Genomic DNA, 19,361 nt, shown 5'->3' with positions numbered 1-19,361 from the left:
GGGTCAGGGTTCCAGCACCACCTTGCCCACGGTGCCGCGTGTCTCCAGGGCGCGGTGGGCGGCCGCTGCCTCGCTGAGGGGGAAGCGGTGGACCGCGGGGGTGAGGCGGCCGGCGGCGGCTTCGGCGAGCGCGCGGAGTTCGAGGGTGCGTACGGGGTCGGGGCCGCCCGCCTTCTCCAGCATCACCGGGCCGAGGACCTGCTCGCTGACGCCCTCGACGACGTACGGGCCGCCGTCGTGGATGCCCTCGCCCGACCAGCCGAACACGATGTGCCTGCCGCCGGGGGCGAGGAGGGCGACGGACTCGCGGGCCGCGTCGCCGCCCACGCCGTCGTACACGACCGTCACCCGGCCGCGGTACGCCTGGACCTGCTCGCTCCATGAGGGGGTCCTGTAGTCGACGGCGAGGTCGGCGCCGTTCGCGCGGACGCGGGCCGTCTTCTCCGGGCCGCCGGCGAGGCCGATGACGGTGGCGCCCGCGTGCTTGGCGTACTGCACGAGGAGGGTGCCGATGCCGCCGGCCGCGGCGGGGACGACGACCACGTCGTCGGGGCCCGGCTCGGCGAACTGCAGGATGCCCATGGTGGTGCGCCCGGTGCCGATCATGGCGACGGCCTCGGCGAAGCCGAGGGTGCCGGGTATCTCGTGGAGGCGGCCGGTGTCCGTGACGGCGAGTTCGGCGTAGCCCCCGGGCGCGAAGCCGAGGTGGGCGACGACGCGCTTGCCGAGCCAGTGGCCGTCGACGCCGTCGCCGAGGGACTCGACGGTGCCGGCGACCTCGCGGCCGGGGACGGTCGGCAGCGGGGTCGGCGCCGGGGCCGGTCCCTGTCGGCCTTCCCTGAGCGCGGTGTCCAGGAGGTGTACGCCGGCGGCTGCCACGGCGATACGGACCTGGCCCGGGCCCGGCTCGGGGTCTTCGACCTTTTCGTAGGTGAGGTTCTCGGCCGGACCGAAGGTGTGCAGGCGGATGGCGTGCATCAAGGGCTCCCTCGTGGGTTCGCGTCTCGGTGACGGCCCCAGCGTTCAGTCTCAAGCTTGCTTGAGGTCAAGGGCTCTGTGATGGGCGAGGGCCAGGGAGGCCGCGGTGAGGGCACTGTTGAACGACACCTCCGAGAGCACGCCGGGCGCCGCGACGCGGTCGCCCGCGAGGTAGACACCCTCGCCGCGGTCGACAGCCGGTCGGTCGCGCCAGCTGAAGCCGGGCAGGTCGACGGCCCCGGTGCGGCCGTCGGAGGTGGCCTCGCGCCGCCAGGTGACCCGTGTCCGCCATCCTTCGAACCCGAGGTCGAGCAGCTGCTCCGCGCGCGCGATGCCGTCGGCGCGGGACTCGTGCGGGGCGAGCGGGATCTGGCCCTGGACCAGCTGCTCCCCGGCCGGGGCGAGGGTGCGGTCCTGGGCGGTGAAGCGTTCGATCCAGCCGGGGGCGTCCAGGTCGGACACGGCGAACGCGTCACCGCGCCGGGTGCGCAGGGCCAGGTCGACGAGCGCGGTGCGGCCGCTCGGCCAGGTCAGTGAGTCGTCCCCGAGGAGGCGCCGGGCGGCGTCGAGCGAGGTGGCGACGATGACGGGCCCCTGTCGCTCGGGGACGGTGTCGACGCGGGAGCGGGTCTCGATGCGGACGCCGAGGTCCCAGGCCCGTGCCGCCATCCGGTCGATGACGTTCGCCCAGCCGCCGCGCGGGTAGCGCGCCTCGGGCGGCAGCTTGGCGGACCGGCGGAGCCGCTCGTGCACGAACGCGGCGGAGAGGGATCCCGGGTCGTGGTGGAACAGCGCGACGGCGGAGTAGTGCGCGGCGGCCCGTGCCGCTTCCTCGCCCGCCAGCCCGGCGGCCCATGTCAGGAAGTCCGCGTCGACGGGTGCCTGCCCGGCGGTCCGGCGGCGCAGCAGCTTGAGCATCGCGAGGGGCGGGGTGCGGCGGAGGGTGCCTTTGTGGTGCAGCCGGAGGCGGGCGGCCTCCAGGGGCGGGATGGGGGCGAGCGGGCCGATGAGGTCGCGCTGCTTGAGCCAGGTCCAGTGCGGGCCGCCGTTGTACAGGGCGTGCGGTCCCTCGTTCGTGCGGTACGGGCCTTCGGCGGTCCGGGCCCGGCCGCCGAGGGTGTGGTGGGCTTCGTACAGGGTGACCTTGGCGCCTGCCTCGGCGGCGGTGATGGCCGCGGTGAGGCCGGCGAAGCCGCCGCCGATGACGGTGATGCGATGCATGGCCGGGGGTTCCTTCCGGAGGGTGGTGAGCCTCTTGCAGAGGTGACGGAAGGACCGCGCCGGTGTGTGACATGGTCGGTGTTTCCGCAGGTCAGGCTCTTGGCGGGAGCGCTGTCAGTGGTGGGGTGCAGGATGGGGGCATGGTGAGGAGAACGGCTGGCGGTACGGGGGTACGGGGTGCCCGGCGACCGGAGGTGCGGCTGCTGTCGCTGGAGCCGTACGACGGTCCGGGGCTGGAGCCCGACGGTGACTACGACGGGCTGGAGTTCGCGGAGCTCGACTTCGCGGGGCAGGACGGCGGGGGCGCCCGTTTCATGGACTGCGCGCTGACGGGGTGTGCGCTGGACGAGACGCGGCTGCATCGCGCGCGGGTGCTGGACTCGGTCCTCACGGGGATACGTGGCGTGGGCACGGATCTCGCCGAGGCGACACTGCGGGACGTGGAGCTGGTCGATGCCCGGCTGGGCGGGGTGCGGGCACACGGCTCCGTGCTGGAGCGGGTGGTCATACGCGGCGGAAAGATCGACTACTTGAATCTCCGCGGGGCGCGGCTCAAGGACGTCGTCTTCGAGGACTGTGTGCTGGTCGAGCCGGACTTCGGGGGTGCCCGGCTGGAGCGCGTGGAGTTCGTCGAGTGCGAGCTGAAGGGGGCGGATCTCAGCGGGGCGACCCTCAGGGACGTGGATCTGAGGGCGGCGGCCCGGCTGGAGATCGCGCGGGGCGTCGACCGGCTGGCGGGGGCGGTGATCAGTACGGCGCAGCTGCTGGATCTGGCGCCGGTGCTGGCGGGGGAGATGGGGATCCGGGTGGAGTGAAGCCCCGGGGGCGAGGCCCGGTCACACGCGGGGGAACCGCGACTCCAGCGTCCAGATCACCGGGTTCTCGCGGAGCTCCTCGTGGAGGTCCGTGAGGTCGGCGATCAGGTCGTGGAGGAAGTCACGGGCCTCGCGGCGGAGCTCGGTGTGGGAGAAGGTGAGCGGGGGTTCGTCGGTCGGCATCCAGTCGGCGTCGATGTCCACCCAGCCGAAGCGCCGCTCGAACAGCATGCGGTCGGTGGACTCGGTGAAGTCGAGCTCGGCCCGCTGCGGGCGGGCGGCCCGGCTGCCGCGCGGGTCCTTGTCGAGCTGCTCGACGATGTCGCACAGCGCCCACGCGAAGTCGAGGACCGGCACCCATCCCCAGGCTGTGGAGAGTTCCCGGTCCGCCTTGGTGTCCGCGAGGTAGACGTCGCCGCTGAACAGATCGTGCCGCAGCGCGCGCACGTCCGCGCGGCGGTAGTCGGTCTGCGGGGGGTCGGGGAAGCGGTTGGAGAGGGCGTAGCCGATGTCGAGCACACAGCGATGGTGTCATGCCCTCTTAGGATCTCCGCCGTGTCCCGATCCGCACCGGTTGTCCGTACGGCCCTGTTCGCCCTCGCCCTGACGCTCGTCCTTCCCTTCGTCGCGTGTACCGGGGAGGGCGGAGTACGGGGCACGCCCGGGTCCGCGGGACTGCGTGACCCGTACTTCCCGCAGGCGGGCAACGGCGGCTACGACGTCACCCACTACGACCTGACCCTCGACTACGACCCGGACGGCCGCCGCCTCACGGGCACGGCGGTCGTCACCGCCCGTGCCACGCAGGACCTCAGCGCCTTCCACCTGGACCTGAAGGGACTGGACGTCGAGCGGATCACCGTCGGCGGACGCGAGGCGCGCTGGAACCGTGCCGGCCAGGAGCTGACCGTCCGTCCGTTGGACGAGCTGGACGAGGGGACGGAGTTCCGCACGGAGGTCCGTTACTCCGGCCGGCCGCGGACGGTCACCGATCCGGACGGTTCGCGGGAGGGCTGGCTGCCCACGGCCGACGGGGCGGTCGCCCTCGGCGAACCCGTCGGCTCGATGTCCTGGTTCCCCGGCAACCACCATCCCTCCGACAAGGCCGCGTACGACGTCTCCGTCACCGTCCCCGAGGGGCTGCACGCGATCTCCAACGGGCGGTTGACGGACGAGTCGACGCGACGGGGCCGGACGACCTTCACCTGGCACACGGCCGAACCCATGGCGAGCTACCTGGCGACGGTCGCCGTCGGTGAGTTCGAGACACGGGCGTCCGTCACGCGGGAGACGGCGGCTGACGGCGGTCTGCCCGTGTACGTAGCCGTCGATCCGTCCCAGGCCGCGGCGAGCGAAGAGGTCCTCGACCGGATCCCCGAGGTCGTCGCCTGGGCGGAGGGCATCTTCGGGCCGTACCCGTTCTCCTCCGCCGGAGCGATCGTCGAGCGCCCGGAGGACTCCGGGTTCGCGCTGGAGACCCAGAACCGTCCCGTCTTCCCCGGCGCCCCGGACATCGTGCTGCTCGTCCACGAACTGGCCCACCAGTGGTACGGCAACTCGGTGACGCCGAAGACCTGGCGGGACATGTGGCTCAACGAGGGCTTCGCCACCTACGCCGAGTGGCTGTGGCAGGAGGAGCACGGCGGGGACACCGCCGAGGAGATCTTCGACGCGCTCTACGCGGGCGACTCCCTGCCGGGCGGCGTCGGCGGCCCGGCCGTGTGGTCCTTCCCGCCCGCGGAGCCGCCGGGTGCCGCGGACATCTCGGGGAGCCCGGTGTACCAGCGGGGCGCGATGGTGCTGCACAGGATCCGCGAGACCGTGGGCGACGACACCTTCCGTGCGATCCTGCGCGGCTGGGCCGCCGAGCACCGCCACGGCAACGCGGACACGGCCGACTTCACGGCGTACGTCGAGAAGTCCGCCCCGGACGAGGACTTCGGCGCCGTCTGGGAGGACTGGCTGTACGGGGAGGGGAAGCCGGAGCGGCGCTGAGGGACCGTAGCGGTACCGCACCGCGCGGGGAGCGTACGTTCGTACGCTCCCCGGGGTACGCTCGTACGCATGACGACGGACTACTTCGCGCAGGATCCGCGGACGAACCTCGAACGCATGCTGGCCGGAGACCTCTACATCGCCGACGATCCCGAGATCGCCCGCCGTCAGCAGCGGGCCGTACGGCTGGCGGCCCGCTACCAGGCCGCCTATGCCGAGGACGCCGAGGCCGCGCAGCCGGTGCTCGCGGAGCTGCTGGGCTCCCTCGGCGCCGAGGCCCATGTACGGCCGCCGCTGTACGTCGACTACGGCAGCAACATCACCATCGGGGCGCGCACCTTCGTCAACTACAACCTGACCGCGCTGGACGTCGCCGCCATCGTCATCGGCGAGGACTGCCAGATCGGGCCGAACGTCCAGCTGCTCACCCCCACCCATCCCCTGGAGCCGGGGCCCCGGCGGGACAAACTGGAGGCCGCGAAGCCGATCACCATCGGGAACAACGTGTGGCTCGGCGGCGGTGCCATCGTGCTGCCCGGTGTGACCATCGGGGACAACTCCGTCATCGGGGCCGGCGCGGTCGTCACCAAGGACGTCCCCGCCGACACCGTCGCCGTCGGCAACCCGGCACGCCCGGTCCGCACGCTCTGACCGCGCTCCCCGAGGACCACGACACTCCCCGAGGACCGCACGACACTCCCCGAAGACCCCGACACCCCACGAAGGCCCCGGCGAAGATTCCGACATGGCAACCGGACATACCGACCCCCAGCGCCGCGAACGCATCATCGACGCCACGCTCGACCTGATCGCCGAGGAAGGTGTCGCGGGCGTCTCCCACCGGAAGATCGCCCAGCGCGCGGGCGTTCCCCTCGGCTCGATGACCTACCACTTCGCGGGCATCGACGAGGTGCTGCACGAGGCCTTCCGGCGCTTCACCGACCACATCGTCGCGGTCTTCGGCGCGCACCTCGCCGGTGCGGCCGACCGGGACGCGGCCGTCACCGCCGTCACCGACCTCGTCCACACCCTGTCCGAGGGGTCCCAACGGGACCTCGTCCTCACCCAGGAGCTGTACACGCTCGCGGCCCGCCGGCCCGCCTACCGGGAACTCACCCACGCGTGGATGCGCCGCAGCCGCGACCATCTGGAGGAACACTTCGACCCGGACACCGCCCGCCAGCTCGACGCGCTCATCGAGGGCCTGACGCTGCATCGCGCCCTGGCCCGGGAACCGCACGACCGTGCGCTCACCCTCCAGGCCGTCACCCGCATCACCGCGGCCGGCGAGCGGGCTGTCTGAGACCGCCCGTGCGGCACAGTCCTGACCACTGTGCCGCACGGGCCCCCACCCGGTCACCCGGGTGGGGGCCCTGACTGCGGCGTACGGACGGATCAGACGTTGACGCCGAAGTCCTGGGCGATGCCCACCAGGCCGGAGGCGTAGCCCTGGCCGACCGCGCGGAACTTCCACTCGGCGCCGTTGCGGTACAGCTCGCCGAAGACCATGGCCGTCTCGGTGGCCGCGTCCTCCGACAGGTCGTAGCGGGCGATCTCGGCGCCGCCGGCCTGGTTGACGATGCGGATGTAGGCGTTGCGGACCTGGCCGAAGTTCTGCGAGCGGGACTCGGCGTCGTAGATGGAGACCGGGAAGACGATCTTGTCGATGTCGGCCGGGAGGGCCGCCAGGTTGACGTTGATCGCCTCGTCGTCGCCCGCGCCCTCACCCGTGCGGTTGTCACCGGTGTGGACGATGGACTGGTCCGGGGTCTGCTTGTTGTTGAAGAAGACGAAGTGGGAGTCCGAGTAGACCTTCCCCTGCGTGTTGACCGCGATCGCGGAGGCGTCGAGGTCGAAGTCCGTGCCGGTGGTGGTGCGGACGTCCCAGCCGAGGCCCACGGTGACGGCGGTCAGGCCCGGAGCCTCCTTGGTGAGCGAGACGTTGCCACCCTTGGACAGGCTTACAGCCATTGTTGGGAGTCCCTTCCGTAGTTGCGGTACCCATGGGCTTCGTACGGCCACGAAGCTACAGCTACCTGTATGAACGTGGCGCGGGGTACCAAAGGTTCCGCGCGTCTTTACTTTCTTTACCCGTTCCTCCACGCGCCTTCATGGCGGTCACGGCGGACCCCTGCGGGTTCACCGGGGCCCGTGCGCCCGTGGAAAAGGGCGTGACGGGGGCCGGGCACGCGCGCGACCATGGGGGGCATGTCCGGTCCCTATGTCGTCCGCGGCTCCGTCTCGCTGCCCGAGGCCGAGCTCATGTGGCGTTTCTCGCGGTCCTCCGGGCCCGGCGGACAGCACGTCAACACGACCGACTCACAGGTCGAGCTGCGGTTCGACCTCGCCGCCACCGAGGCCCTGCCCGAGGTGTGGAAGGCGCGCGCCCTGGAGCGGCTGGCGCCCCGCCTCGTCGATGGGGTGGTGAGTGTCCGCGCGTCCGAGCACCGGTCCCAGTGGCGCAACCGCGAGGCGGCGGCGCTCCGGCTCGCGGCCCTCCTGGCCGAGGCCACGGCGCCCCCGCCCAAGCCGCGCAGACCGACCCGTATACCCCGGGGCATCAACGAGCGCCGGCTGCGGCAGAAGAAGCAGCGCTCCGACACGAAGCGGGGCCGCTCGGGCCGCGACTGGACCTAGGCGCGCGGTGCCGGTACGGAGCCCTACGGGTTCGGTACGGAGCCGGAAGGCTCAGGCCAGCTGCCGGTAGCGGCCCCGGAAGTAGGCGAGGGGGCTGCCGTCCGCGCTCGGGACCGACGCGGTCAGGACGCGGCCGATCACCAGCGTGTGGTCCCCGGCGGCCACCCGCTGCTCGGTACGGCACTCCAGGGTCGCGAGGGCACCGCCCACGAGCGGGGCGCCGGAGGCCTCGCCGCGCACGTAGGGGATGTCCTCGAAGAGGAGACGGTCGCTGACGCGGCCCTTCATGGCGAACCGGCCCGCGATGTGGCGCTGGCTCTCGGACAGCACCGAGACGGCCCACAGGGGCTGCTCGTCGAGCAGGTCGTCCATCCGGGAGCCCTCGCGCAGGCTGATCATGGCCAGGGGCGGGTCCAGGGAAACGGACATGAAGGCGGTGGCCGTCATTCCGACGTCCTCGCCGGGCGGTCCCTCGGGATCCAGCGGGGGTTCGTACGCGGTCACCAGGACCACGCCCGCGGCCAGCCGGGACATGGCGGCCCGGAACTCGTCTTCACTCACCCCCTCAGCATGCCTGGCGGGGCGGGGGACGGATGGGGTGGGGGGAGTCTTCAGCACACTTCGACGCTACGTTCCGCCCATCGGCCGCCGCATCGGACCGCGGTCCGGGACGGGACCTAGGACCTCCGGCGGATGCACGGCCCCCACAACCCCCACAACCGCCCGATTCCGCCTGCAACCGTCCCCCGCCCAGCCCGGGGCGGCTGTCTCGTTCCGCATTCGGGTATCGCGGTTCCGTATACGCTCGCCGTACGCGTATGGGCACGTGCGGTCACAGTGTTTTCACAGAGCTCTGAATTGTGTTCAGCAAACGCAAGAGGGAAACACAGAACCATTACTCAAACGTTCACCTTTATATGTGACTTGAGTCACAGGTGCCTTTTTTTGTTGACCCTGTGTACCGAGTGGGCAGCGCGCTGTGATTCAGTGGCGGGGACGCTTACGAGCGGTACGCCGATGAGTACGCCGGAGACAACCCTGGAGTTGCCGCGAGATCTCGGGGGGAGGGCGAGTGGAGACCGAGTCGGAGCCTTACGTCCAACTGACGACCCTGCGGCAGCTGCACCAGGTCATGGCGGACATGAACACGGCACGCAGTCTCGCCGACACACTGCAGACGGTCGCCGACGGCGTGGTCAACGGACTCGGCTACGAGCTGGCCTGCGTCAACCTCGTGCGCCCGGACGGAGATCTCGTCGTGGCCGCGGTCTCCGGCAGCTCCGCCGCCGAGGCGCTGATCAACGGCCGGGTCGGTTCGCGCGCCGCCTGGGAGCGCCGGCTGAACATGGGCGAGGCCTGGGGCGACCTGCGGTTCATCCCGCACACCGAGGGCTGGGTCCTCGACGACGACGACGTCCCCCAATGGTTCACCGACGGCCCCGCGCCCCGCTTCGAGGACGAGTGGCACCCCGCCGACCGGCTCTTCGCACCGATGTACGGGTCCGGCGCGCAGGGCGCCTCCAGCGGTGAACTGCTCGGCGTGATCTCCGTGGACCGTCCGCGCAACGGACGGCTTCCGGGCGCCTGGGGGCGCGAAGCGCTCCAGATGTATGCGTTCCAGGCCGCCATAGCCATCAGCAACGCTCGTCTACGCGCGAATATGCAGCGTGCACTTGTCCGCCTCGAGCGGGAGCAGCAGGCGCTGCGGGCCAGTGAGGAATCCTTTCGGCAGGCCTTCGAGTACGCCCCGTCCGGCATGGCGATCGCCGAGCTGGGCGGCGACCAGCACGGCCGCATCCTCCGTACCAACGACGCCCTGTGCCGGCTGCTGGGCCGCCCCTCCTCCGCGATGCGCCGCTACTCGTTCGCCGACCTCGTCCACCCCGAGGACATCGGCACCCTGCTGCGGACCTCTCCCGAGGGCGGGCGCGCCGAGCTCAGGCTGGGGCGGCGGGACGGCAGCCATGTCTGGGTCAGTCTGCGCAACTCGGTCGTGGCCGATGCCGCCGACGGGCCCCGCTTCCTGCTCACGCACGTCGAGGACATCGAGGAGCGCAAGCGGCGCGAACTCCAGCTCGCCCACCGCGCCTCGCACGACTCGCTCACCGGTCTGCCGAACTCCGCGGAGCTGCGCTCCCGGCTCTCCGCCCGGCTGTGCGAGCGGCCGCAGTCCGTGGCGCACGGCCCGGTCGACACGAGGGACGCGGCGTTCGAGCACTACGAGCAGTTCGACCGGTTCGAGCAGTTCGGCGAGCAGCACACGCCGGCGGAACAGCAGTCCGCGTACGACATGAACGGCCATGGACACGCGTTCGCCTTCGGGACGGGCACGGGGGCGTACGAGGCCTTCGACCACCATGTGCACGCCGTGGCCCCCGAGGGGGAGCGTGACGACGGGACCAAGGGGCTCGCGGTGCTCTTCTGCGACCTCGACGGCTTCAAGTCGATAAACGACCGGTTCGGGCACAACGCGGGCGACGCCGTGCTGGTCGAGGTGGCCCGGCGGCTGAGCCGCGGGGTGCGCGAGGGCGACACGGTCGCCCGGCTCGGCGGCGACGAGTTCGTGGTCCTCGCCGACGGGCTCGGCCGCGCCGACGCCGAGGACCTCGCCGTACGGCTGCGCAACGAGATCATCCAGCCCATCCGTGTCGACGGTCGCGCCATGCGGGTCGGCGCCAGCTTCGGCATCGGCTGGGCGAGCTGCGGCATGACGGCGGACGAGGTCCTGAAATCCGCCGACGAGCGGATGTACGTCGAGAAACGATCTCGTCCCAAACAGCACAGACGCGCTGGGTGAACCGTGCGTGAAACTTTTCGAATGCGCAGGTCAGCCCGGTAGTTCGGGCGTTGTCCGGCGAGATGATGCGATCCGGGTCACCCGTTCGGGCCAGCGGATGGAGGTAGGCTCGCCATTCGCACACCAGGAACCGCTCATGTACCGCACCGCTGAGGAGACCAAGGGATGACGCCCGGCAACAACGGCGCGAGCACGCCCGAGGACGACGACCCGTTCGGCTACCTGTACGCCGATGGCCAGGCCCGGGGCGCACAGCCGCCGACGGGTGGCTACGGCTACCCGGGCGCGGTCAACAGGGTGCGGACCGTCGGCGAGCGCCAGTACGGCCAGCAGGCCCCCCGGGGCGGACCGCAGGGCCAGCAGGGCCAGCAGACGGCCCCCTACGGGCAGGTCCCGCAGCAGGGGGCGTACGGGCAGCCGAACGCCCACTACCAGGCCCCCGAGACGCTCCCCGGCGGTGCGCCGGGGGCGCGGCAGCAGACGCGCGGCGCGGGCACCGGAGGCGGTGGCCGGGGCCGCGGGCCCAACACCAAGGGACTGCTCATCGGTGCGATCGCCGTGGTCGCCGCCGTGGTGATCGGTATCGGCGTCGCCATGATGAACGGCGACTCGGAGGACGACAAGGCCGGCGGCACCGGCGCGTCCAGCGCCCCGACGGCCGAGGAGAGCGTGGAGGCCAGCCCGTCGGTCGGCGAGTCCGCCGCCGAGGAGGAGGGCGAGCTCCCGAAGATCGACGCGAAGGCGCTGCGGCTCCTGGGCGGCGCCGGCACCACTTCCGACGTCTCCGGCGCGAAGGCGGACGGCGGCGTCTACGTGGGCGGCTTCAACGCGGTCGGCGCCTCCCTGACCTGGAACGTGAGCGGGATCCCGGAGGACGGCAAGTACACGCTGCACGTTGCCTATGGCGTGCCCGGCAAGGACGCCGACGCCACCCTCTCGATCAACGGCACGGCCCAGACCCGCCCGCTCAACCTCTCGAACTTCGCCAAGGCCGCGGAGGGCGACTACGAGAAGGGCTGGACGAACACCTGGTCGAACATCCAGCTCAACAAGGGCACCAACGAGATCAAGATCTCGTGTGAGCAGGGCAACTCCTGCGACGTGAACTTCGACCAGATGTACCTCGTGAAGGGCTGGCAGGGGTAGTAGCGGGACGGTGGCGGGACCGCGCGGCCCGCGGACCCGACCCCTCCGCTCAGGCCGCGTTCGCCTCCGCCGTCACCGTCACCTGGCCCACCAGCCTCTCGTACGCCGCCCGGTCGAACTCGCCCGCCACCGGCGCCAGGACCGTCGCCGCCGACAGGGCCGCCGCCCGGGCCAGCCGCTCGGGCCACGGCAGCCGCTCCACCAGCCCCGAGAGCAGTCCGGCGACCGCCGAGTCGCCCGCGCCCGTCGGATTGCCGCGCAGCCGGTGCGGCGGGGCCGCCCGCCAGCGCCCCTCGGCCGTACGGGCCAGCAGACCCTCGGCGCCCAGCGAGGCGACGACCGTGTGGGCGCCGCGGCGGCGGGCGTCACGGGTGGCCTGGGACGGTTCGTGGGAGCCGGTGAGCTCGGCCAGTTCCTCGGCGTTCGGCTTCACCAGGTCCGGGCGGGCGGCCACCCCCCGGCGCAGCGGCTCACCGCTGGTGTCGAGGAGGACCGGCACGCCCGCCGAGCGCGCCGTTCTGATCAGGCCCGCATACGCCCCGACCGGCACCCCCGGCGGCAGGCTGCCGCACAGGGCCACCGCCTCGGCGGTCGCGAGCAGGTCCTCGTACGCCTCCTGGAAGGCGGTCCACTCGGCGGGCGCTATGGCTGGACCGGGCTCGTTGAGCTGAGTCGTGTCACCGCCCGCGTCGACGACGGCCACCGTGCGGCGCGTGGCGCCCTCGACGGGGACCAGTGCGTCCAGGACGCCGGTGGTGTGCGCGAGCTGCTCCTGCAGGGCTCGCCCGGTGGCGCCGCCGGCGAAGCCGGTGACCGTCACCTCGTGGCCGAGGGCCGCCAGGACGCGGGCCACGTTCAGGCCCTTGCCGCCGGGGCGTTCGGTCACCTCGGTCACCCGGTGCGACGCGTGGGGCGTGAGGTCCCGCACGTGGTAGGTGATGTCGAGAGCGGTGTTCAGCGTGACCGTGAGGATCACCGGGGCCGACCTCCCCCCATGTTCGTATCGGCGCGTTCCAGGTGCTGCACGTGCTGAACGCGCTTGTCGTACAGCTGCTGCGGAGCCCCGATCATGCCAAAAGAGGCGCGGTCGGCCCAGTCCCGGCGGACGCCCGCCACCTCTCCGCCGTCCGGCAATCGGGGGCGAAATCAGGTCAGTTGGGTCAGTCGGGTGTCAACCGCCCGGTGGTCGGGGCTCCTGCTGACGAATGTCTCAGCTCGCGGCCGGATCGACCACCCACTCGCCCTGGCGCATCACGCCCTTCAGGGAGAAGCCGGCGTCCAGCACCACCAGGTCCGCGTCCTTGCCCGGTTCGAGGGAGCCGATCCGGTCGTCGAGGCCGAGCAGTTTCGCCGGGCCCGTGGAGACGGCGGCCACGACGTCCTCGACCGGCAGCCCGTCGACGGTGACGGCCCGTTGGAAGGCGCGGTCCAGGGTGAGGGTGGAGCCCGCGATGGAGCCGCCCTCCACCAGCCGCGCCACGCCCTCGCTGACCTCGACCTCCAGCGGGCCGAGCAGATAGCGGCCGTCGCCGAAGCCGGCCGCGTCCATCGCGTCCGTGATGAACGCGACCCGGCTCGCGCCCGCGTGGCGGAAGGCCAACTCCAGGGCGGCCGGGTGCAGATGGGTGCCGTCGTTGATCAGCTCGACGGTGACCCGCTCGTCCTCCAGCAGTGCCGCGATCGGGCCGGGCGCGCGGTGGCCGAGGCCGGGCATCGCGTTGAACAGGTGTGTCGCCACGGTCGCGCCCGCGTCGATCGCCTCCACCGTCTGCTCGTACGTGGCGTCCGTGTGGCCGATCGCCGCGATGACCCCATGCTCGGCGAGGAGACGGACGGAGTCGATGCCGCCCGGCAGTTCGGTGGCGAGGGTGAGCATGACGGCCCGGCCTCGGGCCGCGTCGATCAGCTTGCGGACCTCGGCCGGGTCCGGGTCGCGCAGCAGCTTCTCGGAGTGCGCGCCCTTGCGGCACGGCGAGATGAACGGGCCCTCGAAGTGGATGCCCGCGATGTCGCCCTGCTCGGCCAGCTCCGACAGCAGTCCCGCGCGCTGGGCGAGGAAGTCCATGTCGCCCGTGACGGTGGAGGCGACGAGCGTGGTGGTGCCGTGCAGCCGGTGGGTGTGGACGCCCTGCAGGACCTCGTCGACCGTGCCGGAGGTGAAGGAGGCGCCGCCGCCGCCGTGGTTGTGGAGGTCGACGAAGCCGGGGACCAGCCAGTGGCCGGTCAGGTCCAGCACGTCGGCGTCCTCGTGCGCCGTCTCGGCGATCCGCGTGCCGTCCACGGCCACCCGGCCGCCGTCCACGGTCCCGGAGGGCAGGACCACCCGGGCGCCGGCGAGGACGAGGCCGCGGCCGCGCTTTCCGCCGGGAGCGCTCCCAGGGGAGGTGGGTGACGAGCTGGGTGGGTTGTCGCCCCGCGACCCCGTGGGGGCCCGGTCCAGCACCGGATCGCGCCGGTCCCGCTCAGTGGCCATCAGGTGGTTACCTCCGAGGTCGTTGGGGTGGTGGTCAGCAGGTCCCAGGCCATGAGCCCGGCGCCGAGGCAGCCCGCGGTGTCCCCGAGGGCGGCGGGCACGACGGACGGCAGGGTCTGGAAGGTGATGCGCCGCTCGACGGCGGCCCGCAGCGGTGTGAACAAGGTTTCCCCCGCCTCGGCGAGCCCGCCACCGATGATCAGGACACGCGGGTCCAGCAGGGTGAGCGCGGTGACGAGCCCGTCGGCGAGCGCGTCCACGGCGTCCTGCCAGACGCGTACGGCCCGCGGGTCGCCGAACTCCACGGCGCGGGCGCAGTCCGCCGCGTCCGCCTTCGGGTTGTCCGACGCCGCCGCCCAGGCCTCGCCGACGGCGGCCGCGGAGGCGTACCGCTCCAGACAGCCGCGCTGTCCGCACGGGCACGCGGCGCCCCCGGGCCGTACGACGATGTGGCCGATCTCGCCGGCGAAGCCGTGCGCGCCCGCCTCGACGGAGCCGCCGATGCCGATCGCGCCCGCGATCCCGGTGCCCAGCGGAACGAACAGGAACCGGTCCGCGCCCTTGCCCGCCCCGATGCGCCCCTCGGCGAGCCCGCCCGTGCGGACGTCGTGGCCGAGGGCGACCGGGATGCCGCCGAGCCGCTCGGCGAGCAGGGCGCGCAGGGGTACGTCGCGCCAGCCGAGGTTGGCCGCGTACACGGCGGTGCCGCGCTCGGCGTCGACGATGCCGGGCACGGCGACACCTGCCGCCGCCGCGGGCTCGCCGAAGCGGCGCTCGCCGTACGCGCGCAGCTCGGCGGCGAAGTCGAGGACCGAGGTGACGACGGCGTCCGGGCCGCGCTCGCGCCCGGTGGCCCGGCGGGCCTGGTGGAGCAGCACGCCGTCGGCCCCGGCCAGGGCGGCCTTCATTCCGGTGCCGCCCACGTCGAGGGCGATGACATGTCTCACGGGGAACAGTGTGGCCCGTCGACCCGGAAGAGGTCTAGTCCACTCTCGTACGGTAGATCTTGTGTCAACAACCGACTGAACAACGGTTCAGCAAGAAGTACGGCAAGAAGCACGGCAAGAAGCACGGCGCAAGACGTGCGGCAAGATGTGGGGCAAGTAGCAAGTGCAGCGGCGATGGACAGGAACGTTCGCGGTGGTGTCCGCACTGGGCATGACGGCGACTCTCGGCGGCTGCGGAGGCTCCGGATCCGGGGAAGTGACGCTCAAGCTGGTCGCCGCCGAGTACGGCGACTCCAAGGCCAACAGCAGTCAGGCGTACTGGGACGACCTGGCCGCGCGGTACGAGAAGACGCACCCCGGTGTGCGGATCGACGTCAGCGTGTACTCGTGGAACGACGTCGACGCCAAGGTCAGGAAGATGGTCGACGCGGGCGAGGCACCGGACATGGCCCAGATCGGCGCGTACGCCGACTACGCCGACGAGGGGCTGCTCTACCAGGCGGGTGAACTGCTCTCCATCCCCGTCCAGGCGGACTTCCTGCCCCAGCTCGTCAATGCGGGGACGGTGCACCGGATCCAGTACGGCATGCCGTTCGCCGCGTCCACACGGGTGCTCTTCTACAACAAGGAGCTGTTCGAGGAGGCCGGGATCACCTCCCCGCCGCGGACCTGGAAGGAGCTGGCGGCGGACGCGGCCGCGCTGGAGGACGCCGGCGTGAAGATCCCCTACGCGCTGCCGCTGGGCCCGGAGGAGGCCCAGGCCGAGACCATGCAGTGGATGCTGAGCGGCGGTGCCGGCTACCTCGACGACGTGGGCTCGTACGACCTCGACTCCGAGCAGAACGTCGAGACGTTCACCTGGCTCAAGGAAGAGCTCGTGGACAAGGGGCTGACCGGGCCGACGGCGCCCGCGCAGCTGAACCGCGCCGACGCGTTCGCCGCGTTCACGCGCGGTGAGGTCGGCATGCTCAACGGCCATCCCTCCCTCCTGCGGTCCGCCGCTGAGAAGGGCGTGGAGTTCGGGACGGTGACGATGCCGGGGAGGACCGGCGGGACCCACGCCGCCATGGGCGTGGCCGACTGGATGATGGCGTTCAAGCAGAACGGCCACCAGAGGGAGATCGGCTCGTTCCTCGACTTCGTCTACAGCGAGGAGAACGTGCTCGCCTTCTCCCGGAAGTACGACCTGCTGCCGACGACGACCACCGCCTCGGAGGCCATGGCCGCCTCGAAGTCCGACGCCGAACTCGCCGCGTTCCTGGACGAGCTCCCCGAGACCGAGCTCTACCCCGTCGGCAAGACCTCCTGGGCCGAGGTCAGCGCCGCGGTCAAGCAGCGGATCGGTGAGGCCGTGGCACCGGACGGCGACCCCCGGGCGGTTCTGGACGAGCTGCAGCAGGTGGCGCTGAAGGCGGAGAACGGCGCGTAGTCCGCGGTGGTCGGCGTTGGTCGGCGGTGGTCCGTGGCGGTCCGCGGTGGTGCGCGAGGCCGGTGACGCGGTCCGCGGTGTCAGTGGCCGGGGCTACGGTCTAGGTATGGACGAGCACGAGCACGGGCTGAGTGCGCGGGAACGGGCCATCCTCGCCCTGGAACGCCGTGGCTTCGCGGGCCCCGGAGCCAAGGAGCGGGCCGTACGAGAGCAGCTGGGACTGGCGCCGGTGCGCTACTACCAGCTGCTCAACGCCCTGCTCGACGACGCCCGTGCCCTGCGGCACGACCCGGTCACGGTGAACCGGCTGAGACGGATACGGGAGGCCCGGCGCGCGGAGCGCTGAGGACCAAACCGGGCAGAGGGGCGGACCGCGGGCCGGACGGGGTACGGGTACGGGCGGCCGAGCCTGGATAGGAGTCACCGTATGGGCACCCACACGGACTCCCCGGACTCTCCGGACCTCCCGGACTCCACGGACAGCAACGACAACGACCTCCTGCCGACGCCCGCGACGTCGGCCGGGCGGGACGGGCTCGGCGCGTTGCTCGCGCGGCCGCGCCGGGCGGTCGTCGCGCTGGACTTCGACGGCACGCTCGCGCCGATCGTCGCCGACCCCGAGCAGGCCCGGGCACACCCCGGCGCCGTCCCCGCACTCGCGGCCCTCGCCCCGAAGACCGCCTCCGTCGCCGTGATCACGGGCCGCCCGGCCGGTGTCGCGGTCCGCCACGGCGGCTTCGCGGGCGTCCCCGGCCTGGAGCACCTGGTCGTCCTCGGTCACTACGGCGCCGAGCGCTGGGACGCGGCCACCGGCGAGGTCACGGCTCCCGCCCCGCACCCGGGCGTCGCCGCCGTCCGGGCCGAACTGCCCGGTGTCCTCGACCGGGCCGGCACCTGGCAGGGCACGTGGATCGAGGAGAAGGGCCGCGCGGTCGCCGTCCACACCCGTCGCGCCGCCGACCCCGAGGCCGCGTTCGAGGCCCTGCGGCAGCCCCTCGCCGAGCTCGCCGCCCGGCACGGCCTCGTCGTCGAGCCCGGCCGGCTGGTCCTGGAGCTCCGCCCGCCGGGCATGGACAAGGGCGTCGCCCTGCGGGAGTACGTACGCGAGGTGGGCGCCGAAGCGGTGCTGTACGCCGGTGACGACCTCGGTGACCTGCCCGCCTTCGCCGCGGTCGACGAACTGCGCGCCGAGGGCACACCCGGTCTGCTGGTGTGCAGCGGCAGCAACGAGGTCACCGAGGTCCAGAAGCGCGCCGACCTGGTGGTGGACGGCCCGGCGGGGGTCGTGGGGCTGCTCGGGGCGCTGGCCGACGCGATCGGCTGAGGGGAAGGGGCCGGGCCGCGGCTCCCGCCGGCCCGGCCCCTGCTGATCCTGTGGGCCCTCCAGCTCCCGTCAGCCCTCCAGCTCCCGCAGCTGGTCCAGGAACCACTGGGCCGGGGGGAGCGCGGTCGCCGCGGCGGCCAGGCGCTTGCTGCGTTCGGCGCGCTCGTCGTCCGGCAGGGCCAGCGCGGCGGCCAGCGCGGCGGCCGTGCCGGTGATGTCGTACGGGTTCACCGTGATGGCGTCCTCGCCCAGTTCCTCGTACGCGCCCGCCTCCCGCGACAGCACCAGCGCGCAGCCCCCGTCGGAGACGACCGGCACCTCCTTGGCGACCAGGTTCATCCCGTCCCGGATGGGGTTGACCAGCGCCACGTCCGCCAGCCGGTACGCGGCGAGCGAGCGGGCGAAGTCGTCCTTCACGTGCAGGACCACCGGGGTCCAGCCGGGCGTCCCGTACTGGGAGTTGATCTCGTCGGCCAGGCGCTGCACCTCGGCCGTGTAGTCCCGGTAGACGGCCAGGTCCTGCCGGGACGGGTACGCGAACGCCACGTGCACCACCCGTTCGCGCCACTCCGGGCGGTCCTCGAGCAGCTGCCGGTAGGCCAGCAGTCCACGCACGATGTTCTTCGACAGCTCGGTCCGGTCGACCCGGACGATCGTCCTGCGGGGGGTGCCGTCCGGTGCCGTGCCGATCTGCTCCCTGAGCGCCGCCATCCGCTCGTCCACGTCCGCCCTGCGGGACCGCTCGCGCAGGAAGTCCGCGTCGGCACCCAGCCCGTGCACCCCGATGCGGGTGCCCGAGGGGATGCCGGGCCCCAGCACGGTGCGGCAGCACTCCGTGAACGCGTCCGCCCAGCGCCGGGTGAGGAAGGCCGCCCGGTCCGCGCCGAGGATGCCGCCCAGCACCTGCGCCGCGATGTCGTCGGGCAGCAGCCGGAAGTACTCCGGCGGCGCCCACGGTGTGTGCGAGAAGTGCCCGATCCGCAGGTCCGGGCGGAGCTCGCGGAGCATCCGGGGCACCAGCACCAGGTGGTAGTCCTGCACGAGCACCGCCGCGCCCTCGCCCGCCTCCTCGGCCAGCGCCTCGGCGAACGCGCGGTTGAACGCCTCGTACGCCGCCCACTGCCGCCGGAACTCCGCGTCGAAGACCGGCTCCAAGGGCGTCTGGTACAGCATGTGGTGGACGAACCACAGCACCGAGTTCGCGATGCCGTTGTACGCGTCCGCGTGCACGTCGGCGGCGATGTCCAGCATGCGTACGCGCTGACCGCCGGTGTCCTGGGGGTCCAGGGCGCCGCCGGTCCGCCGTACCGCCTCGCGGTCGCCGTCGCCGAGCGCCGAGCAGACCCATACGGCGTCTGCGTCCGGGCCGATGGCCGACAGGCCGGACACCAGCCCGCCGCCGCCACGCCTGGAGGTGAGCTCACCGGCCTCGTCCAGCGAGTACGAGACCGGGCCGCGGTTGGACGCGACGAGGACACGGGCACCGTTGGGGGATGCGGAAGCCATACGCCTCAACCTAGCCCGAGGTGGAAAGACTCAAACGTATGTCTCATCCGTATACAGGCTTCTGATACAAGCCGCTGGTACGAGTTCCCCGCG

General features: G+C 72.3%; 19 protein-coding genes. 10 read left to right on the top strand and 9 right to left on the bottom strand.

Going from position 1 to position 19,361, the window contains the following annotated elements:
* Positions 1–3 precede the first annotated feature (3 nt).
* Entirely contained in the window at positions 4–978 is a 975-nt protein-coding gene (locus IE242_RS06345; protein ID WP_189856024.1) for a zinc-binding dehydrogenase, read from the bottom strand.
* Positions 979–1,029: 51 nt separating this feature from the next.
* Positions 1,030–2,199: an FAD-dependent oxidoreductase gene (locus IE242_RS06340; protein ID WP_189856022.1), complete on the bottom strand. Its 1,170-nt coding sequence runs from the start codon at positions 2,197–2,199 to the stop codon at positions 1,030–1,032.
* Positions 2,200–2,339: 140 nt separating this feature from the next.
* Here IE242_RS06340 and IE242_RS06335 point away from each other — a divergent pair, with 140 nt between their 5' ends.
* A complete protein-coding gene (locus tag IE242_RS06335) occupies positions 2,340–3,014 on the top strand; it encodes a pentapeptide repeat-containing protein (RefSeq protein WP_229858253.1) in 675 nt (224 codons plus the stop codon).
* A 21-nt stretch (positions 3,015–3,035) separates the two neighbouring features.
* On the opposite strand, the gene IE242_RS06330 is transcribed toward IE242_RS06335, so the two are convergent.
* A complete protein-coding gene (locus tag IE242_RS06330) occupies positions 3,036–3,533 on the bottom strand; it encodes a hypothetical protein (protein WP_189856018.1) in 498 nt (165 codons plus the stop codon).
* A gap of 36 nt (positions 3,534–3,569) precedes the next feature.
* Between IE242_RS06330 and IE242_RS06325 the strand changes: the two genes are divergently transcribed.
* The 3 genes from IE242_RS06325 (at position 3,570) to IE242_RS06315 (ending at position 6,312) form a co-directional block, all read left to right on the top strand.
* Positions 3,570–5,009, top strand: coding sequence for a M1 family metallopeptidase (locus IE242_RS06325; protein WP_229858251.1), 1,440 nt, complete (start codon positions 3,570–3,572; stop codon positions 5,007–5,009).
* Between the two features lie 69 nt (positions 5,010–5,078).
* Positions 5,079–5,660: a sugar O-acetyltransferase gene (locus IE242_RS06320; protein WP_189856015.1), complete on the top strand. Its 582-nt coding sequence runs from the start codon at positions 5,079–5,081 to the stop codon at positions 5,658–5,660.
* A 94-nt stretch (positions 5,661–5,754) separates the two neighbouring features.
* Positions 5,755–6,312: a TetR/AcrR family transcriptional regulator gene (locus IE242_RS06315; RefSeq protein ID WP_189856013.1), complete on the top strand. Its 558-nt coding sequence runs from the start codon at positions 5,755–5,757 to the stop codon at positions 6,310–6,312.
* Between the two features lie 92 nt (positions 6,313–6,404).
* On the opposite strand, the gene IE242_RS06310 is transcribed toward IE242_RS06315, so the two are convergent.
* Positions 6,405–6,980, bottom strand: coding sequence for a TerD family protein (locus tag IE242_RS06310; protein WP_030576498.1), 576 nt, complete (start codon positions 6,978–6,980; stop codon positions 6,405–6,407).
* 228 nt (positions 6,981–7,208) lie between these two features.
* Here IE242_RS06310 and arfB point away from each other — a divergent pair, with 228 nt between their 5' ends.
* A complete protein-coding gene (gene arfB, locus IE242_RS06305; protein ID WP_189856011.1) occupies positions 7,209–7,646 on the top strand; it encodes an alternative ribosome rescue aminoacyl-tRNA hydrolase ArfB in 438 nt (145 codons plus the stop codon).
* 51 nt (positions 7,647–7,697) lie between these two features.
* Here arfB and IE242_RS06300 read toward each other — a convergent pair whose 3' ends face one another.
* On the bottom strand, positions 7,698–8,264 hold the full coding sequence (locus IE242_RS06300) for a flavin reductase family protein (protein ID WP_373299459.1): 567 nt from the start codon (positions 8,262–8,264) through the stop codon (positions 7,698–7,700).
* Between the two features lie 454 nt (positions 8,265–8,718).
* On the opposite strand from IE242_RS06300, the gene cdgB reads away from it, so the two are divergent.
* Positions 8,719–10,443 carry a diguanylate cyclase CdgB gene (cdgB, locus tag IE242_RS06295; protein ID WP_189856009.1) on the top strand — a complete coding sequence of 575 codons (1,725 nt, stop codon included), beginning with the start codon at positions 8,719–8,721 and terminating at the stop codon, positions 10,441–10,443.
* Between the two features lie 165 nt (positions 10,444–10,608).
* Positions 10,609–11,589, top strand: coding sequence for a CBM35 domain-containing protein (locus IE242_RS06290; RefSeq protein WP_189856007.1), 981 nt, complete (start codon positions 10,609–10,611; stop codon positions 11,587–11,589).
* A gap of 49 nt (positions 11,590–11,638) precedes the next feature.
* Here the strand turns inward: IE242_RS06290 and IE242_RS06285 are convergent, their stop codons facing one another.
* The 3 genes from IE242_RS06285 to IE242_RS06275 all read right to left on the bottom strand — a co-directional run bounded on the left by IE242_RS06285 (position 11,639) and on the right by IE242_RS06275 (position 15,009).
* Entirely contained in the window at positions 11,639–12,565 is a 927-nt protein-coding gene (locus IE242_RS06285; protein ID WP_189856005.1) for a 1-phosphofructokinase, read from the bottom strand.
* A gap of 234 nt (positions 12,566–12,799) precedes the next feature.
* Entirely contained in the window at positions 12,800–14,062 is a 1,263-nt protein-coding gene (nagA, locus tag IE242_RS06280; RefSeq protein ID WP_189856003.1) for an N-acetylglucosamine-6-phosphate deacetylase, read from the bottom strand.
* Entirely contained in the window at positions 14,062–15,009 is a 948-nt protein-coding gene (locus tag IE242_RS06275) for an ROK family protein (protein WP_189856000.1), read from the bottom strand. Before IE242_RS06275 ends, nagA begins: the two co-directional genes overlap by 1 nt.
* Before the next feature lie 163 nt (positions 15,010–15,172).
* Between IE242_RS06275 and IE242_RS06270 the strand changes: the two genes are divergently transcribed.
* The 3 genes from IE242_RS06270 to otsB all read left to right on the top strand — a co-directional run bounded on the left by IE242_RS06270 (position 15,173) and on the right by otsB (position 17,762).
* Positions 15,173–16,438 carry an extracellular solute-binding protein gene (locus IE242_RS06270; protein ID WP_444545820.1) on the top strand — a complete coding sequence of 422 codons (1,266 nt, stop codon included), beginning with the start codon at positions 15,173–15,175 and terminating at the stop codon, positions 16,436–16,438.
* A 106-nt stretch (positions 16,439–16,544) separates the two neighbouring features.
* Positions 16,545–16,784, top strand: a complete 240-nt coding sequence (locus IE242_RS06265; RefSeq protein WP_189855998.1) for a DUF3263 domain-containing protein — start codon at positions 16,545–16,547, stop codon at positions 16,782–16,784.
* Positions 16,785–16,865: 81 nt separating this feature from the next.
* Entirely contained in the window at positions 16,866–17,762 is an 897-nt protein-coding gene (gene otsB / locus IE242_RS06260; protein ID WP_189855996.1) for a trehalose-phosphatase, read from the top strand.
* Positions 17,763–17,831: 69 nt separating this feature from the next.
* Here the strand turns inward: otsB and IE242_RS06255 are convergent, their stop codons facing one another.
* Positions 17,832–19,268 carry an alpha,alpha-trehalose-phosphate synthase (UDP-forming) gene (locus tag IE242_RS06255; RefSeq protein ID WP_189855994.1) on the bottom strand — a complete coding sequence of 479 codons (1,437 nt, stop codon included), beginning with the start codon at positions 19,266–19,268 and terminating at the stop codon, positions 17,832–17,834.
* Positions 19,269–19,361 lie beyond the last annotated feature (93 nt).

The organism is Streptomyces poonensis (assembly GCF_014650915.1).
Lineage (GTDB): Bacteria > Actinomycetota > Actinomycetes > Streptomycetales > Streptomycetaceae > Streptomyces > Streptomyces poonensis.
Note: the sequence above shows the minus strand (reverse complement) of the source record. Positions and strands in the feature narration are given on the sequence as shown.

Bases quoted from the DNA above. Each gene is read 5' to 3' on its own strand.
- nagA (WP_189856003.1), bottom strand. From the start codon at position 14,062: ATGGCCACTGAGCGGGACCGGCGCGATCCGGTGCTGGACCGGGCCCCC.
- IE242_RS06315 (WP_189856013.1), top strand. From the start codon at position 5,755: ATGGCAACCGGACATACCGACCCCCAGCGCCGCGAACGCATCATCGAC.
- IE242_RS06340 (WP_189856022.1), bottom strand. From the start codon at position 2,199: ATGCATCGCATCACCGTCATCGGCGGCGGCTTCGCCGGCCTCACCGCG.
- IE242_RS06345 (WP_189856024.1), bottom strand. From the start codon at position 978: ATGCACGCCATCCGCCTGCACACCTTCGGTCCGGCCGAGAACCTCACC.
- IE242_RS06320 (WP_189856015.1), top strand. From the start codon at position 5,079: ATGACGACGGACTACTTCGCGCAGGATCCGCGGACGAACCTCGAACGC.
- IE242_RS06255 (WP_189855994.1), bottom strand. From the start codon at position 19,268: ATGGCTTCCGCATCCCCCAACGGTGCCCGTGTCCTCGTCGCGTCCAAC.
- arfB (WP_189856011.1), top strand. From the start codon at position 7,209: ATGGGGGGCATGTCCGGTCCCTATGTCGTCCGCGGCTCCGTCTCGCTG.
- IE242_RS06335 (WP_229858253.1), top strand. From the start codon at position 2,340: ATGGTGAGGAGAACGGCTGGCGGTACGGGGGTACGGGGTGCCCGGCGA.
- IE242_RS06290 (WP_189856007.1), top strand. From the start codon at position 10,609: ATGACGCCCGGCAACAACGGCGCGAGCACGCCCGAGGACGACGACCCG.
- IE242_RS06310 (WP_030576498.1), bottom strand. From the start codon at position 6,980: ATGGCTGTAAGCCTGTCCAAGGGTGGCAACGTCTCGCTCACCAAGGAG.
- otsB (WP_189855996.1), top strand. From the start codon at position 16,866: ATGGGCACCCACACGGACTCCCCGGACTCTCCGGACCTCCCGGACTCC.
- IE242_RS06265 (WP_189855998.1), top strand. From the start codon at position 16,545: ATGGACGAGCACGAGCACGGGCTGAGTGCGCGGGAACGGGCCATCCTC.